The organism is Rhodoglobus galactosidasius (assembly GCF_054957775.1).
This window is the reverse complement of sequence record NZ_JBQIAV010000010.1, coordinates 43,694-59,241: the sequence shown is the minus strand read 5'-3', so window position 1 is coordinate 59,241 and position 15,548 is coordinate 43,694. Positions and strand designations below refer to the sequence as shown.

The 15,548-nt window shown below is 62.4% G+C and carries 16 protein-coding genes; 3 read left to right on the top strand and 13 right to left on the bottom strand.

Annotated features, from left to right (window positions below; translation table 11 throughout):
- Positions 1-30: 30 nt before the first annotated feature.
- Entirely contained in the window at positions 31-438 is a 408-nt protein-coding gene (locus ACTJJW_RS12750) for a DUF1304 domain-containing protein (protein ID WP_462645221.1), read from the top strand.
- On the opposite strand, the gene ACTJJW_RS12745 is transcribed toward ACTJJW_RS12750, so the two are convergent.
- The 11 genes from ACTJJW_RS12745 to hemE all read right to left on the bottom strand — a co-directional run bounded on the left by ACTJJW_RS12745 (position 435) and on the right by hemE (position 9,871).
- Positions 435-1,187, bottom strand: a complete 753-nt coding sequence (locus ACTJJW_RS12745) for a uroporphyrinogen-III synthase (protein ID WP_462645219.1) — start codon at positions 1,185-1,187, stop codon at positions 435-437. The two genes, ACTJJW_RS12750 and ACTJJW_RS12745, sit on opposite strands and share 4 nt — an antisense overlap.
- Before the next feature lie 43 nt (positions 1,188-1,230).
- Positions 1,231-1,458 (bottom strand): DUF3618 domain-containing protein, encoded by a 228-nt coding sequence (locus ACTJJW_RS12740; RefSeq protein ID WP_462645217.1) that lies wholly within the window; start codon positions 1,456-1,458, stop codon positions 1,231-1,233.
- Positions 1,458-1,886, bottom strand: a complete 429-nt coding sequence (locus ACTJJW_RS12735; protein ID WP_462645215.1) for a phage holin family protein — start codon at positions 1,884-1,886, stop codon at positions 1,458-1,460. The genes ACTJJW_RS12740 and ACTJJW_RS12735 overlap by 1 nt, the downstream gene beginning before the upstream one ends.
- A 7-nt stretch (positions 1,887-1,893) precedes the next feature.
- Entirely contained in the window at positions 1,894-2,253 is a 360-nt protein-coding gene (locus tag ACTJJW_RS12730) for a YtxH domain-containing protein (RefSeq protein WP_462645213.1), read from the bottom strand.
- Between the two features lie 79 nt (positions 2,254-2,332).
- Positions 2,333-3,745 (bottom strand): glutamate-1-semialdehyde 2,1-aminomutase, encoded by a 1,413-nt coding sequence (hemL, locus tag ACTJJW_RS12725; protein ID WP_462645211.1) that lies wholly within the window; start codon positions 3,743-3,745, stop codon positions 2,333-2,335.
- Positions 3,742-4,737 (bottom strand): porphobilinogen synthase, encoded by a 996-nt coding sequence (gene hemB, locus ACTJJW_RS12720; RefSeq protein ID WP_462645209.1) that lies wholly within the window; start codon positions 4,735-4,737, stop codon positions 3,742-3,744. Before hemB ends, hemL begins: the two co-directional genes overlap by 4 nt.
- Entirely contained in the window at positions 4,734-5,648 is a 915-nt protein-coding gene (gene hemC / locus ACTJJW_RS12715; RefSeq protein ID WP_462645207.1) for a hydroxymethylbilane synthase, read from the bottom strand. Before hemC ends, hemB begins: the two co-directional genes overlap by 4 nt.
- Positions 5,645-6,796, bottom strand: a complete 1,152-nt coding sequence (locus ACTJJW_RS12710) for a ferrochelatase (RefSeq protein WP_462645205.1) — start codon at positions 6,794-6,796, stop codon at positions 5,645-5,647. Before ACTJJW_RS12710 ends, hemC begins: the two co-directional genes overlap by 4 nt.
- Positions 6,793-7,473: a hydrogen peroxide-dependent heme synthase gene (gene hemQ, locus ACTJJW_RS12705; protein ID WP_462645203.1), complete on the bottom strand. Its 681-nt coding sequence runs from the start codon at positions 7,471-7,473 to the stop codon at positions 6,793-6,795. Before hemQ ends, ACTJJW_RS12710 begins: the two co-directional genes overlap by 4 nt.
- Before the next feature lie 57 nt (positions 7,474-7,530).
- Positions 7,531-8,808: a protoporphyrinogen/coproporphyrinogen oxidase gene (locus ACTJJW_RS12700; protein ID WP_462645201.1), complete on the bottom strand. Its 1,278-nt coding sequence runs from the start codon at positions 8,806-8,808 to the stop codon at positions 7,531-7,533.
- Positions 8,809-8,812: 4 nt separating this feature from the next.
- On the bottom strand, positions 8,813-9,871 hold the full coding sequence (gene hemE / locus ACTJJW_RS12695; RefSeq protein WP_462645199.1) for a uroporphyrinogen decarboxylase: 1,059 nt from the start codon (positions 9,869-9,871) through the stop codon (positions 8,813-8,815).
- Between the two features lie 17 nt (positions 9,872-9,888).
- Here hemE and ACTJJW_RS12690 point away from each other — a divergent pair, with 17 nt between their 5' ends.
- On the top strand, positions 9,889-11,121 hold the full coding sequence (locus ACTJJW_RS12690; RefSeq protein WP_462645197.1) for a glutamyl-tRNA reductase: 1,233 nt from the start codon (positions 9,889-9,891) through the stop codon (positions 11,119-11,121).
- 83 nt (positions 11,122-11,204) lie between these two features.
- Here ACTJJW_RS12690 and ACTJJW_RS12685 read toward each other — a convergent pair whose 3' ends face one another.
- On the bottom strand, positions 11,205-12,119 hold the full coding sequence (locus ACTJJW_RS12685; protein ID WP_462645195.1) for a serine hydrolase: 915 nt from the start codon (positions 12,117-12,119) through the stop codon (positions 11,205-11,207).
- Positions 12,113-14,080: a M13 family metallopeptidase gene (locus ACTJJW_RS12680; protein ID WP_462645193.1), complete on the bottom strand. Its 1,968-nt coding sequence runs from the start codon at positions 14,078-14,080 to the stop codon at positions 12,113-12,115. Before ACTJJW_RS12680 ends, ACTJJW_RS12685 begins: the two co-directional genes overlap by 7 nt.
- Positions 14,081-14,154: 74 nt before the next feature.
- Between ACTJJW_RS12680 and ACTJJW_RS12675 the strand changes: the two genes are divergently transcribed.
- Complete coding sequence (locus ACTJJW_RS12675; protein ID WP_462645191.1) at positions 14,155-15,531, top strand: MFS transporter; 1,377 nt, start codon at positions 14,155-14,157, stop codon at positions 15,529-15,531.
- The last annotated feature ends 17 nt before the right edge of the window (positions 15,532-15,548 follow it).

Sequence of the window (15,548 nt, the reverse complement as noted above, 5' to 3'; positions counted from 1 at the left end):
GCACGACAGCGCTGTGTCACACTTTCAAGCATGAACACTGTTCCGGCCATTCTCGGCTCAGCCTTTGTCTTCCTTGCCGCGCTCATCCACATCATGATTTTCTTCATGGAGAGTGTGCTGTGGCACCAGGCTCGCGTGCAGAAAACCTTTGGGGTGCACAGCGCAGAAGAGGCTGCGCTCATCAAGCCGTGGGCATACAACCAGGGCTTCTACAACGCTTTTCTCGCACTCGGAGCCGGAACCGGACTCGTGATGATGGGCTCGCTCAACCTCTGGTCGGCAGGCATCGCCCTGGCCATGTTTGCGGCGCTCAGCATGCTGCTCGCCTCCGTCGTGCTCATCACATCTCAGCCGAAGATGGCACGTGCTGCCGCCATTCAGGGAGTTCCGCCGTTGCTGGGCATCATCTTCCTCGTGCTGGCTCTGACGCTGGGCTAGCGGCTCACATACTCCGCAAGAGCGTCGACGAGAGACTGGCTCGATCGGTCTTCGGCGATCACGTGCACGGTGAGGCCGGCAGCACGAGCATCGAATGCTGTGCGGGGGCCGATGCACGCCACGATGGTGGTTTCGGGCAGCGGCGCCAGTTGTTCTGCCACCTGTCGGGCGACCGACCCCGAACTCACGAGCACTGCAGAGATGCGACCGGATGCAACATCCTCACGCACCTTGTCAGACACCGGCACACCGACCGTGGTGTACGCGGAGACACTGACAACGTCGATGCCGAGCGCCCCGAGGCCGTCTGGCAGCGTAGTGTCGGCGAGATTGGATTGCGGCGTCAGCACGCGAAGACCTGGGGTGCGGTCGGGCCACTCTTTGACGAGGCCGCGACCAGAATTATCCAACTCAGGAACGAAATCCACTCGATGCCCGGCTAGGCTCAACGCACCCGCCGTAGTCTCACCCACGGCGGCGATCTTGGTGTTCTTCGGGATCTTTACACCGCTGACGCTCAACACATCGACCGTGGTCGCACTCGTGACTGCGATCCAATCAAACTGACCATCATTGAGTTCGTGGAACGCGTTAGCGAGCGCGGGGACGTTCTCTGAGGGTGCGAAATTGATGAGCGGTGCGATCACCGGAATTGCTGAGTGATCCCTCAGTAATGCTGCGACGCTGTCGCCCCAATTGCCTCCGCGTGGAACGAGCACGCGCAAACCATCGAGTGCTTTGCTTGCCATGCTCTCTATACTCCACCTGTTGGGGAGTCAGACGCTAATCGAACTAGTCGTCGTCGCTCAAAATTGCCCATGCAACCACGGCAACAACCGAGACTGCTGCGGCCGCTGCACCGATAATCCAGGGCAGTGGATTGCTCTCATAGGAGCTTCGTACGCGGGTAGCAACCTCGTCGACACGCTTGCCGACATTGAACTTATCTTCAATTGCGTCAAGTGTTCGTTCGAGTTCGGCGCGTGCCTGCTCAATGTTGTCGCTTACTTTTTCAGACATCATGACCTCCGCTTGCGTGTGCCCTTGATGGCACGAACGTCGCTTTTAATACTTTCGATCGTTTCGGTGGGTGCTGGCGGCGTTCCCTTTTTGACCAAGCTGACTCCGATCAACACCAGGATCGCGGTGATGACCAGCAGGATGCCCGCAACGATCAGCGCGGCCGCCCACGCAGGGACCACCTCGGCAAAGCCGAGAACGGCTGCAGCGATCAGTACCATCAGTGCAAATAGCGCAAAGAATGCGGCACCCGCGAACAGGCCGATACCGATTCCCGCATTCTTGACCTTGGAAGCCATCTCCTGCTTGAGGGACTCAATTTCGCCGCGCACGAGCTCGCCGAGAAGGCGGGGCACGTCAACGATGAGTGCGGCTAACGACCGCTTGGGTTCGCGCTGTGGGTCTGTTTTCGGCGATTCACCGTACATGGCAGCCCTACTTTGAGTTTGTTGACTTCGTCGAGGATGCCGTTGACGAAGACTTCTTGGCGGCAGGCTTCTTGGCAGCGCTGCTTGTCGTTGTCGACTTGGCCGGCGAGCTCTTGCTGTTGCTCTTGCTGCTGCTGCTCGAGACCTGCTTTACGACCTTCTTGGCGCCGTCGGTGAGAAACTCCGCGACGTCCGGGGCTTTATCTTTCACAAAGTCTTCAGCGTTGTGGCGCTGTTCCGCGATGCGGGGATCGTTCCACAGCTTGGCCGCCGTGGTCTTGATCTTTTCGTACTTCTCGCGACCTGCGCGGGTTCCCAGCACGTAGCCGATGCCGAGTCCTACTACTAGGAGGATCTTGCCCTTCATGGTGAACTCCGTTTTCTTTTTGCCGGATGGTTCTTCCAACATACTCGCGATAGCTGCAGACCGTGGTCAGGATTTTCTGCTACTGAGGGGCGGATGCCGCAGCAGCAGCCTTCGCGGCGGCGGGTAGTGCCTCCACGATCTTCGAAACCACGCCGTCGTCGTGGGCTGCCGAAACGAACCACGCCTCAAACACACTCGGAGGCAGAGACACCCCCGACTCCAGCATCGAGTGGAAGAACGGTGCGTAACGGTAACCCTGCTGCGCTTTCACATCAGCGAAGTTCAGCGGCTCGGTCGGGCTGAACACAAAGGAGAACAGGTTGCCCGCGTGTTGCACAACATGCTCAACGCCTTCGGCGGAGAGCGCGGCAGACGTTTCTCGGGAGAGGGTTTCGGCAACCTCGTTGAGGCGGGAATACACGGCGTCGTCGGCGAGCCGCAGCGTAGCGAGGCCCGCTGCAACGGCGACGGGGTTTCCGCTGAGGGTGCCAGCTTGGTAGACGGGACCGAGGGGAGCCAACAACTCCATGATGCGAGCCGAACCGCCCAACGCGGCCAACGGCATCCCACCACCGATGACTTTGCCGAAGGTGAAGAGGTCGGGAACCCAGCGTGCGCTGCCCGCGTTGGCGTTCGCACTGGCATTCGTGCTCGCGCGAGCATCCAAGCCCCAGTAGCCAGCGGGGTCGACCCGGAAGCCGGTGAGAACTTCGTCGCTGATGGCGAGGGCGCCGTGCTCATGAGCGATGCGCACGATCATCTCGTTGAAGCCGGGCTGCGGTGCCAGGACGCCCATGTTGGCGGCGGCAGCCTCAAAGATGATGCCGGCGATGTCGTGACCGTGCTCGGCGAAGACCTGCTCGAGAGCAGCAACGTTGTTGTATTCAATTACCAGAGTCTGGGCTGCGGTCTCTGCAGTAACGCCGGCCGAGCCGGGCATCGAGAGCGTTGCCAGTCCTGAACCGGCTTCAGCCAGCAGTCCGTCAGAGTGGCCGTGGTAATGACCGGCGAACTTCACGAGCAGTCGGCGACCGGTAGCACCACGGGCCAAACGGATGGCCGTCATGGTCGCTTCGGTGCCGGTTGAGACGAGACGCAGGCGTTCGATCGGGCTTACGCCGCCGACGCTGATGCGGGCACGCACGAGTTCGGCGAGCTCGGTCTCAGCGGGAGTGGATGCTCCAAAGCCGAGGCCGCGCGACGCCGCCTGCTGAACAGCATCGATGACCTCGGGATGAGCGTGGCCCAGGATCGCTGGGCCCCAGGAGTTGACGAGGTCGATGTAGGAGCGGCCCTCGACATCCGTGACATACGCGCCAGAAGCCTCTACGTAAAAGCGGGGCGTTCCGCCGACCGAGCCGAAGGCGCGCACGGGAGAGTTGACGCCACCGGGCAAGACGCCGCGGGCGCGGTCAAACGACTGCTGGTTGGTGGCGCTGGCTGCTGCGGGCGTATTGCCTGCGGGGGTCGTGCTTGGGGTGGTTTTGCTCATCGGCGTAGCCATTCTGCGAGTTCTGTTGCGTAGTAGGTGAGCACCGCTTCGGCACCGGCCCTCTGGATGCTGAGCACCGATTCTTCGATGGCGCGGCGACGGTCGATCCAACCGTGCGCTGCGGCGGCCTCGATCATCGCGTATTCGCCCGAGACTTGGTACGCCCACACCGGAACGCTGCTCACTGCGGCAGCATCGGCGAGCACGTCGAGGAAGCTCATGGCGGGCTTGACCATCACGATGTCGGCACCCTCATCGATGTCGAGTTCGACTTCGCGGATGCCTTCGCGACGGTTGGCCGGGTTCTGTTGGTAGGCGCGGCGGTCGCCCTCAAGCGACGACTGCACGGCTTCACGGAAGGGGCCGTAGAACGCGGAGGCGTACTTCGCGGCGTAACCGAGTATGGGGGTGTCGCTGTGGCCTGCAGCGTCGAGAGCATCGCGCACTGCGGCGACCTGCCCATCCATCATTCCGCTGAGACCGAGCAGTTGCGAGCCAGCTTCGGCCTGAGCAACGCCCATTTCTTGGTAGCGCTCAAGAGATGCATCGTTGTCGACGATCAGCTCGGCCGCGCCCGTCACGGGGTGGGTGCGCTCGCGCAGAACCCCGCAGTGACCGTGATCGGTGAACTCGTCGAGGCAGAGATCGGTCTGCACCACGAGGGCGTCACCGGCTTCGGCAACAGCAGCGCGCGTGGCAACGTTCAGGATTCCATTGGGGTCGATCGCGCCGGAACCCTCTGCATCCTTGTGCTCGGGAACGCCGAACAGCATCACACCACCAATGCCTAACTCTGCGGCCTGAGTAATTGTGCGACGCATCGAGTCGAGCGAATGCTGCTGCACGCCCGGCATCGAGCTAATCGGAACCGGTTCGCTCAACCCCTCGCGCACAAACATCGGCAAGATCAGCTGGCTGGGGTGTGTGCGGTTTTCGGCGACGAGGCGACGCATCGCCGGGGTCGACCGCAAACGGCGGGGGCGGATGATCACGCCCGAGCCCCAGTCAAGTCCCCTGCGCCCTGTGCCAGCAGTTCGTCGGCGACCCGCTGTGCTGCCTCGCGCGCCGGATCCTCGACATCGTTGACGTAGAGCGCGTGAGAGCTGGTGAGGTAGCGGGAGCCATCGAGGGCGTAGACGCGCGCATCCAAGAACAAGAGACCGTCATCAATGACGGCGTGCGCTCCGAGGGGAGCCGAACATCCGGCGTCAAGGAAGGCGAGAACGTAGCGTTCGGCGTCTGTCTTGGTGCGGCTGGGGCGGTGGTCGAGCACTGAGGCAAGTTTCTCTTCGCCGGTGCGCACTTCAATCGCGAGGGCGCCCTGGCCGGGTGCAGTGGGCCAGCCATCGATGCCGAGGTGTTCGGTGACTGCGGCCGAGCGACTGGCACGGGCGAGGCCTGCCGCTGCCAGGATCACGGCATCCAAGTGTCCGTCGGTGACTTTGTTGAGGCGTGAGTCGATGTTGCCGCGCAGATCAACGACCTCAAGCTCGGGGTAGAGCGAACGCAGCTGTGCTTGGCGACGCGGCGAGCCGGTGCCAACACGGGCGCCAGCGGGAAGGGTCTCGAGCGTCAGCTCGTCGCGGGCACACACAACGTCGCGCTCGTCGGCGCGCTTGGGCACGGCAGCAATCGTGAGGCCAGGGATGTCGGCCGTTGGCAGATCTTTCAACGAGTGCACAACAACATCGCACTCGCCTGCGAGCAGCGCGTCACGAAGCGCGTTCGCAAACACGCCCTGGCCACCGATCAGCGAGAGTGACTCTGTTGAGCGGTCACCCTGCGTGGAGATCGGGATGATTTCCGTCTCGACGCCAGTCTTGTTTTCGAGTGCGCGAGCCACCGTGGTGGTCTGCGCCATCGCGAGGGTGCTCCCCCGCGTGCCAATACGAATTACGGTCACGGTGCTACCCCCGCGGCTGCCGGTTTGAAGCCGAGCCGCACATTCTCACAACACCCCGGACGACACACGTCGTACCAGGGCCCAATGTTTGTCAGTGCGGGGCGGTCTGCCACCGGCACTCCGTCGCGACGTTCCAACACGAGGTCGACAAGACCTGTGACGAACGCCGGATGCACGCCAGGTGTCGGAACGCGAACGGCAACCATGTTGTGGCCTTCCGCAGTTTCGAGCGCCTCGGTGTCGAGATCCCACTTCACTTCCATGTGGTCGGAAATGAATCCGACCGGCACAATGACGACCGCTTCGATGCCGTCAGCGGCGAGCTCATCAATCGCATCGTTGATGTCTGGCTCGAGCCACGGCATCGAGGGCGGGCCACTGCGCGACTGATACACAAGGCTGTGCGCGGGCGCGCTGTCTTGAGCCGCCATCACTACTTCTGCCACGACGAGATGTTGCGCTGCGTAGGCGCCACCCGCTCCGAAACCCCGAGACTCTGGGCCGCTCTTGGCGGCATCCATCGACGGAATCGAGTGCGTCGTGAACAGCACGTGCGTCTTCTCGGGCGAGACCCCCGTGGCGGCAACCTCGGCGAGCCCGTCGCGCACACCGTCGATGAAGGGCTGCACGAAACCGGGGTGGTCGAAAAACTGACGAACCTTGTCGATTTGGATCGTGCCGAGCAGGCCGGTTTCTTCGAGCGCGATTGCGTAGTCTTCGCGGTACTGGCGGCAGCTCGAGTACGAGCTGTAGGCGCTCGTGCCGACGGCGATGAGCTTCTTGTAGCCACGCTCGTTCGCCTCGGTGAGGGCGTCGCTCAGGTAGGGGTTCCAGTTGCGGTTTCCCCACACAACGGGCAGGTCGATTCCGCGGCGAGCGAGCTCAGCTTCGAGGGCGGCCTTCAGCTCGCGGTTCTGGTCGTTGATCGGGCTCACTCCGCCAAACGCGCGGTAGTGGTGAGCGACCTCTTCGAGGCGTTCCTCGGGGATGCCTCGTCCACGTGTGACATTACGCAGGAACGGGATGACATCGTCTTGACCCTCAGGCCCACCAAAACTGGCGAGCAGAATGGCGTCGTAGGCCACGGCCTCCTCGACATGTTCTGGACCGGATGCTGCGGCATCCGTTGCTGCAAGAATGCGGGTCACGCCAACACCTCAGCGATCTCCTCAAGCGAGATCCGACGCCCCGTATAGAAGGGGATCTCTTCGCGCACATGACGGCGGGCTTCGGTCTGGCGCAAGTGACGCATGAGGTCGACAAGGTCGACGAGTTCGGGGGCTTCGAGCGCGAGCATCCACTCGTAGTCGCCGAGGGCGAAGCTCGCAACAGTGTTGGCGAGCACCTGGGGCATCTCAGAGCCCTTCATGCCGTGATCGCGCAACATTTTGCTTCGCTCGGCATCGGGCAGCAGGTACCAGTCATAGCTGCGCACGAAGGGGTAAACGGTGACCCACGCCTCGGGCTCCTTGCCGCGCATGAACGCGGGCATGTGGCTCTTGCTGAATTCAGCATCGCGGTGCACGCCCATCGCATTCCACGTGGGAAGTAGTGTGGAGAGCTGCTCGCTGCGACGCAGTTCGCGCAGTGCCCACTGGATGTTTTCGGGGTTGTCACCGTGCAGCCAAATCATGAGATCAGCATCGGCGCGCATTGCTGAGACATCATAGAAACCGCGAATGGTGACACCGCGTGCTTCGACTGCGGCAACCGCTGACGCAAGGTTTCCGGCAGGAGCCGGGCGGTGCGGGTCGCGACGGAACACCGCCCACAGTGTGTAACCCAAAACTTCGGTGGCCTTGTCTCCGTCAGTCATTTCTTCCATTCTCTCCCGCGCCTTCTAGGCAAACTGGGAAAATACCTTGGTATTAGGCGAACCTAACTAGCTTAGCGCTTCCTCTTCTTCAGGCTCTGCGTCGTCGTCGGTGGGCGCCAACAGTCGGTCGACCGTGGCGTTGGCGTGCGTGATGATGCCGGCTAACCCGGTTCCGCCAACAGTTTCACCGACAACAACCACGCCATCCGTTCGCTCTGATGCCGCGAGCGCTGCGGGGCGAATCCAGTGTTGGCGAGCAAAGTCGAGAACCGATTCGGGCGGGAGTGACACCCCGAGCAGAATCTCGGCATCGTGACGGGCAACCTCGGCCAGGTTCTCGGGTTCGGTATTGTACGAGAGGCGCACGACATGGCGGCCCTCCGCATACTCCTTCAGCCACTGCCATTTCGCTGTCGCATGCGTGAGCGCGCGAGCGGAAACCGCCGTGCAGCCTGGCGCAACCAGCACTCCAGATCCGCGGGGTTCGGCATCCAACTCTGGCGCATCGAGCACGAGAGTGGCGAGCGTCACGGTGCGTCCCCGCATGGGAGCGAGGATGCCGGGGGCGGCAACAATCACGGTGCCGTCAAGTTCGGCGAGTGCCTCAACGCTCTCGATGCGGCGCTCGAATTCGACGATCACGCCATAGGTCGTGAGGTCGGCTGCAAGTTCGGTCACGAGTCGGTTGATTCCGCCGCGGATGCCCTGAACCGCTGTTCCGGCTGGCATCGCCTCACGCATCGATCGCACCGCTGCCGCCAGCGAACCATGCAGGGCGAGGCGCTCCGTGAGAGTCGCGACCCGCTCGAGCGGAAGGTCGTCAGGGTGCAGGGAGTACACGCCGTGCACGACCGGCGCGACGAGCTTTTCTACTACGGCCTTGCCCATGCGCCGACGCACGAGAGCACCAAGCGAGATGTCGGCGCGGCGCCCAAACCACGGAATCAGCGAATCCAGCTGTGCCCTCAGCGCGCCAGTCAGCCCCAATACTGCAATCGTCTGCGCATCGAGCGGGGTCGCGGGGATCCCCAAGATGCCGGTGCTGGGCAGGGGCAGGGCCGCGCCATCCACGGGCTGCAGCCATGCTCCCTCGTCGCCGGGTGACATGATGTCGTCGCCAAGCCCGAGTTCGCGAGCGAGATCAGCAACAGTATTGCCGCGGGTGGCGAAGCTCTCGGCTCCAGCATCCAAGTTGATACCGCCGACGCGGTGGGATGCCACGGTTCCGCCAAGATGATCGCTTGCCTCAATGAGGCGCACTGTTCGCCCCGCCATCGCAAGTTTGCGGGCGGTCACAAGCCCGGCGATTCCGCCGCCAACGACGGTGAATTCTGTGGTGCTCACGGCACTAGCCTTCCTGGTGAACGAGCTCCACGATTTTGGTGAGCACGTCGGGGTCGGTTTCTGGGCCGACGCCGTGGCCAAGGTTCACGACGTGGGCGGGGGCAACGCGACCTCGGTTCATGACGTCGCGCACGTGCGCTTCAAGCACATGCCACGGCGCACCGAGCAGTGCGGGGTCGATGTTGCCCTGCAGCGGGATTCCGCCACCGAGGCGACGGTCAGCCTCATCGAGCGGGATGCGCCAGTCGACACCCATAACGTCGGCACCAATGGAGTGCATGGCCTGCAGCACTTCACCGCTGCCGACACCGAAATGAACCTTCGGAACCTCATAGCCGCGCAGATGAGAGAAGGCGCGCTTTGAGTGGGGCGCAACCCGGCGCACGTACTGCTGCTCCGAGAGTGAACCGACCCAGGAGTCGAAGAGCTGAACGGCCGAAGCACCCGCCTCAACCTGCGCGATCAAGAACTCGCCAGCGATGTCAGCACACCAGTTGAGCAGGGTCGCCCACGTCTGTGGGTCGGAATACATGAGCGTGCGGGCACGCTGCTGGTCTTTGCTCGGGCCACCCTCAACGAGGTACGACGCGAGAGTGAATGGGGCTCCAGCGAAACCAATGAGCGGAGTCGTGCCCAACTGAGCAACGGTTTGGGCGACTGCTTCGCGAATGGGAGCAAACGCAGCCGGATCGATGGGTCGCAGCTTCGCGACATCCTCCGCCGTGCGAATCGGGTTGGCGAAAACGGGGCCACGGCCGGGAACAATCTCGACCTCAACACCGGCAAGTTTCGCCGGAATAACAATGTCGCTGAAGAAGATTGCGGCATCAACCTTGTGGCGACGTACCGGCTGCATGGTGATTTCGCTGGCAAGGTCGGGCGTAAGGCATGCCTCAAGCATTTCGTTGCCTTCGCGCAGTTTGCGGTACTCCGGCAGTGAACGGCCGGCCTGACGCATGAACCAGACGGGGGTCGTTTCGGGGCGGTCACCCCGGTAGGCCCGGATGATAGGCGAGTTAGCTGTGCGGCCGTCGAGAAGTGGGTGGTCAGAATTCAGGGTCACGGGGTTAACATTAGGTTGTGCTCCTGTGTCTTAGCTCAAATCACCGCAACGCGAGCTTAGACGTACTCGAAAGTCTGTCTGAGGTCGCCCCGGCGGCCACCACCGACCTCGTTTCGACCAACGATTTCGTTGCTGGAGCCGTTGTTGTTGCCACCTGCAACCGCTTTGAGGCGTACCTCGATGTTGAAGAACCGCTCACCGCAGCATCCGCCGTCACGGTGTGCTCGCTTCTCGAATCGCTGAGCGAGCGAAGCGGCGTGAGCATCGACACTCTGCGAGCATCCATTGCCGTGCATGAGGGTGCGGATGCCGCAGCTCACCTCTTTGCGGTGACCTCGGGTCTTGAATCCGTGGTGATCGGTGAAGCCGAAATCTCGGGGCAGGTTAGCCGGGCTCTCGATCAGGCTCGTGCGGACGGCACCACCACTCGCGACCTTGAGCGCCTCTTCCAGCGCGCGACCCACACCAGCCGCGGCATCAAGAACAGCACCGCCATTGGTGGTTCGGGCAAGTCGCTCGTGCGCCTCGCTCTCGAACTCGCGTCGAGCCGCATCGCCGACTGGTCGACCACACGCGTGCTCGTGGTCGGAACCGGTCGCTACGCGGTCACTACCGTGAACGCCCTGCGCGATAAGGGCGCCCTCGACCTGCGCGTTTTCTCCCCCTCGGGCCGCGATGCCGCGTTCGCGCTCAAGCACAGCCTCGCCCAAAGTGAAGACTTCGACGTTGACGTGATCGTCACCTGTACCGTGAGTGCCGTGCTCGGCACCGAGCGCTTCTCAGCCACCAGCAAGTGCCTCGTGCTCGACCTGGGGCTCCCCCGCAACGTTGACCCCGCCGTTAGCCAACTCGATGGTGTTGATCTGCTCGACCTCGAAACGATCGGCCTGCACGCACCGCTCGAAGAGCTGAACGCACACGCGGATGCCCGCGACTTGGTTCGCACGGCCGCCCACGAATTCGCTGCCGAAAGCCAGGCAGAGCCCGCGATTGTGGCCCTGCGCAAGCACCACTTCGCCCTACTGGAGGCCGAGATCGCTCGCGCCACTGCACGTGGAGCCGGCGAGGAAACTATTTCGGCCCTACGTCACCTCGGCGGCGTACTGCTGCATGGCCCATCTGTTCGTGCCCGCGAGTTTGCGGCTGACGGTCGGGTCGCCGAGTTCGATGCCGCACTTGCTGCGCTTTACAGCATCCCCGTCGAGCGACCGACGGAAGCAACCGACACCGCGCGGCCACATACCGCGTAGCTTCACCGATCAACGTCGAGGTTCGCCATGAAAGCGTTCGAGTTCAGTACCCCGATCAACACTGAGTGCCTCGTGCTCCGCAGTTAGTGCACGTACTCCAGCAGGTCATAACCGAAGACGCGCATCGCTTCGATGGCCCGCAGGCGTGCGTGAAGACTGGTGTCATCAAATTGGATGGATGCCGCATAGGCAACCGCACGCTTACTGCCTCTGAGCGCGCCGGCTTCTGCCCGCACGCCTCGATCGATGCCGGTCATGTTCACCAGCAGGGTGTTGTGGTCGGCTCCCCGATGAGCGAGGGGGTCGAGCCCGAAGGCACTCGCCACGAGTGACAGGTCGGTGTTAAGGGAGAGCCAGCCAAGCACTCGTTGGCTGGCGATTGAGTTGACGATTTCGCCGCGGGCGAGCGCGCCGAAGAGCCAGCTGAGCTCGATCGCGGAACCCACCGAGAGTTGGGGTGCGTCGTCAGGGCCGCGGGTGTCACGCGAGAGGTCGAGGAGTGCGGTCCTAGTGAGGCCAAGCGATTCGGTGCGGGCTCGCACGGCATCCAACCCAATGAGTCGCAGAAGGATGTTGGTGGCGAGATTGTCGCTAGTGGCTCCGACGAGCGCTGCAAGGTCGACGACGGGTAACGAGGGTGCCTGGAGGTGCTGCCAGAGCCCGGCAGCACCGACGGATGCTCCTGGCGCTTTATCGAGGATGCCGTAGGGTGCGAATTCGCGTTGGTCGAAGCGTGCCGCGACTTCGATGAGCAGCAGAATTTTGCCGATGCTCGCAGTGGGAAGTGCCACTCGGTCATCGATGCTGAGCACGGTTTTGCCAGTGTTTATGTCGACAGCACTGGCCGATACCTTCACTCCGGCGTTGCCGAGTTTGAGTTTTCCGAGCGCTGCAAAGGTGCTGGTGAAGTTAGGTGCTTCGCCAGTCCCGGCATGCTTCGCTACACGAGGTGCGCGAATGCGATTTCGGCGTTCTCGAGTCTGCTCAATCTCTACCAAATAGTGACCCGATCTTTCGGGGATAGCCACAACGAATCGGATTCAGTAACACCAAATGTCTCATAGAAGGCGTCGATATTGCGAACAATTTGGTTGCACCGGAACTCGTTTGGCGAGTGGGGGTCGATTGCGAGCAAGCGAATCACCTCTTCGTCGCGACCCTTTTGCTGCCACGCTTGAGCCCATGACATGAAGAATCGCTGTGCTCCAGTGAGGCCATCAATGACCTGTGGTTCGGCGCCACCGAGGGAAATCATGTACGCCTTCCACGCGATTGCGAGTCCGCCGAGGTCTCCGATGTTCTCGCCAATAGTGAGTGATCCGTTGACGTGGTGCTCGGGAACCTGAGCGGGGGCGAGGGCGTTGTACTGGTCGATGAGCGACGTGGTGCGCTCTTCAAATGCGGCCTTGTCTTCGGGGGTCCACCAGTCGATAAGACGACCGTCGCCGTCATACTTGGCGCCTTGGTCGTCGAAGCCGTGACCGATCTCGTGGCCAATTACCGCACCGATCGCCGCATAGTTGGCTGCGTCATCCCGACCCTCGTCAAAGAAGGGGTACTGCAGGATGGCGGCGGGGAACACGATCTCGTTGAAACCGGGGTTGTAGTAGGCGTTGATGGTTTGCGGGGTCATGAACCATTCGTCGCGGTCGAGCGGCTTGCCGATCTTGCCGAGTTCACGCTGGAACTCGAACTCGTTGGCTGCCCTCATGTTGCCGGCCAGATCGTCCACACTGATCTCGAGGGTGGAGTAGTCGCGCCATTTCTCGGGGAACCCGATCTTGGGGGTGAACTTGTCGAGCTTGCTGAGGGCACGCTCGCGGGTGGCGGCGCTCATCCATTCGAGGTGGGTGATCGACTGGCGGTAGGCCTTTACGAGGTTGGCTACGAGCACATCCATTGCCGACTTTGCGGTCGGCGGGAAGTGACGGTCGACGTAAATCTTGCCGACGGCTTCACCCAGTACGCCTTCAACCAGCGATACGCCACGCTTCCAGCGGGCGCGAATTTCGGGAGTACCCGAGAGGGTGCGGCCGTAGAAGTCGAAGTTGGCTTCGACGAAATCGCCCGAAAGGTAGGCGGCGTTGGTGCGGATGACCTGCCAAGCCAGCCAGTCGCTCCAGGACTGCAGGTTGTCGTCACTCAATATCGACTCGAGCCCTTCAACGAAACTGGGCTGGCGCACGACAACCTCGTCGAGGGCGTGGTCAGGAACATCGATGGCGTCGAGCCACACGGTGAGGTCGATCGCACCCGTGAGGTCGTTGGCTGACTGCCAGGCCATCGGGTTGTACGTCTTTTCGCTGTCGCGGTTGGCGACGTTATCCCAGTGCTTTGACGCGATCTGAACTTCGAGGGCGACAATGCGGGCGGCACGTTCTGCGGGAGCGTCGAAGCCGGCGAGGGTGAGCATCCGCTCAATGAAGGTGCCGTACTTGGTGAGCACGTCGGCGAATTTCTCTTCGCGGTAGTACGACTCATCAGGGAGGCCGAGGCCGCCCTGTTCGATGAAGACGAGGTAGCGCTCGGGGTTGCCAGGATCGTTGTCGACGAAAAGCTGGAAGAAGCCGCTCGTGCCGCCGCGTTCGAGACGCCCGAGGGTACTGAGCAGAGTCGGGATGGAATCGACGGCTGCTGCTTCGGCAAGCTGCGGGGCAATAGGCGTTGCACCCAGCTCATCGGCACGCGCCTCGTCGAGGAAGCTGGCGTAGAGGTCGCCGACCTTGCGCGCTTCGGTGCCGGGCTCTGCCGACTGCGACTCGATGATGATGTCGCGAACAGCTGCCTCAGCTTCTTCGGCCAGCACCATGAACGAGCCGTACCGCGCCTTGTCTGAGGGGATCTCGGTGCGATCAATCCACGCGCCATTCACATGGCGAAAGAGATCGTCTTGAGGGCGAACCTTCGGATCGAGATCGTGGACAGCAATTCCTGAAGGTAATGACGATTCGGCACTCATGCACACAGCCTAGAGCCTTCTCCTCAAGCGTTTGCTGCGAATGTGAGACCAGTGGAGAGCCCTACTATTAAGCAATGACCGCCTCTGACTCGGCTGCGACGGCCCCGCATTACCCGCACGGCCTCACCCACCGCCAAGTGCTGTCGTGGCGCAATGCGATTGCCACCCTCTTCGCTCTTGCTGGTCTCTCGTTCGCGAGTTGGGTTGGCCGCATCCCCACGGTGCGGGATGTCTTTGATGCGAGCCATTCAGAAATTGGCGTTCTGCTTTTTGGGCTCGCATTCGGCTCAATCTTTGGTCTGTTGTTCTCCGGGCGCCTTGTTGAGCGATTCGGCGCCCGCCCGGTCATTCTTGCGTGCATCACGCTGTTCACGACGTCTCTCGCCGCCATCGCGCTGTTCATCGGCGTCGCTGGCAGCTTTGTTGGTGCGCTCGCTTCGCTCGTCGTTCTTGGACTCGCCTACAGCGCCTACGACGTCGCGATCAACCTCTCGGGTGCCGCCAATGAACGTCTACTCGGTCGGGCAACAATGCCGACCCTGCACGGCTTCTACAGTCTTGGCACGATGGCAGGTGCCGGGCTCGGGGTTATCGCCGAAGCGCTTCACGTTCCGCTGCAGTTCCACCTGACTGTCGTTGCAGTTATCGCTCTCGCAAGCGGCGCGATCGTGCTTCGCTGGGTTCTTCCCGAAACACTCGCGGATGCCCCACCCAACACCCAGGAGATCAAGATCGCCTCGGGTGAGCTGGCGGCCCCCAAGCGCCGCAGCGCGTGGCTCGAATCGCGCACCCTGATCGTGGGAATTATCGTGCTCGGCATGGCCTTCGCCGAGGGAACCGCAGTCGACTGGCTCGCGCTCGCCATGGTCGATGGCTACGAACTCGACAACGCTATCGGCACCCTCGTGTTCGGCGTATTCGTCACCGCAATGACCGCGACTCGCTTCCTCGGAGTGCGCGCCCTTGACCACTTCGGGCGAGTTCCCGTGTTGCGCTCTTCCGCCGGATTCGCCGCGGTCGGTCTGCTGCTGGTGATCTTCTCGCCCACCGTTCCCCTCGCCATTGTCGGCACCGCATTCTGGGGTGTTGGTGCGGCACTCGGCTTCCCGGTCGGAATCTCGGCCGCCGCCGACGATCCCAAACGTGCCACCGCGCGAGTGACCGTCGTCGCCACCATTGCCTACGGCGCAACCCTGATTGGTCCGCCCATGATTGGCCTACTCAGCGACCAGGTTGGTGTGCTGAACGCACTGCTCGTGATTGTCGTGCTCACCGTACTCTCGGGACTGCTTTCCCCTGCCGCCCGCGAGTTGGCAGGCCGCCACTCTCGCAACGTCATCGATTTTGCTTCGCCGGGTACGACATCCGCTGCCGTCAGTCTTGCTACGACGGAACTGCAGATCGTGTCGGCCGAGGACATTGCTGCTGCGTCGGGCGACGAGCGTCCCTAACGCCGGAATATTGCGGC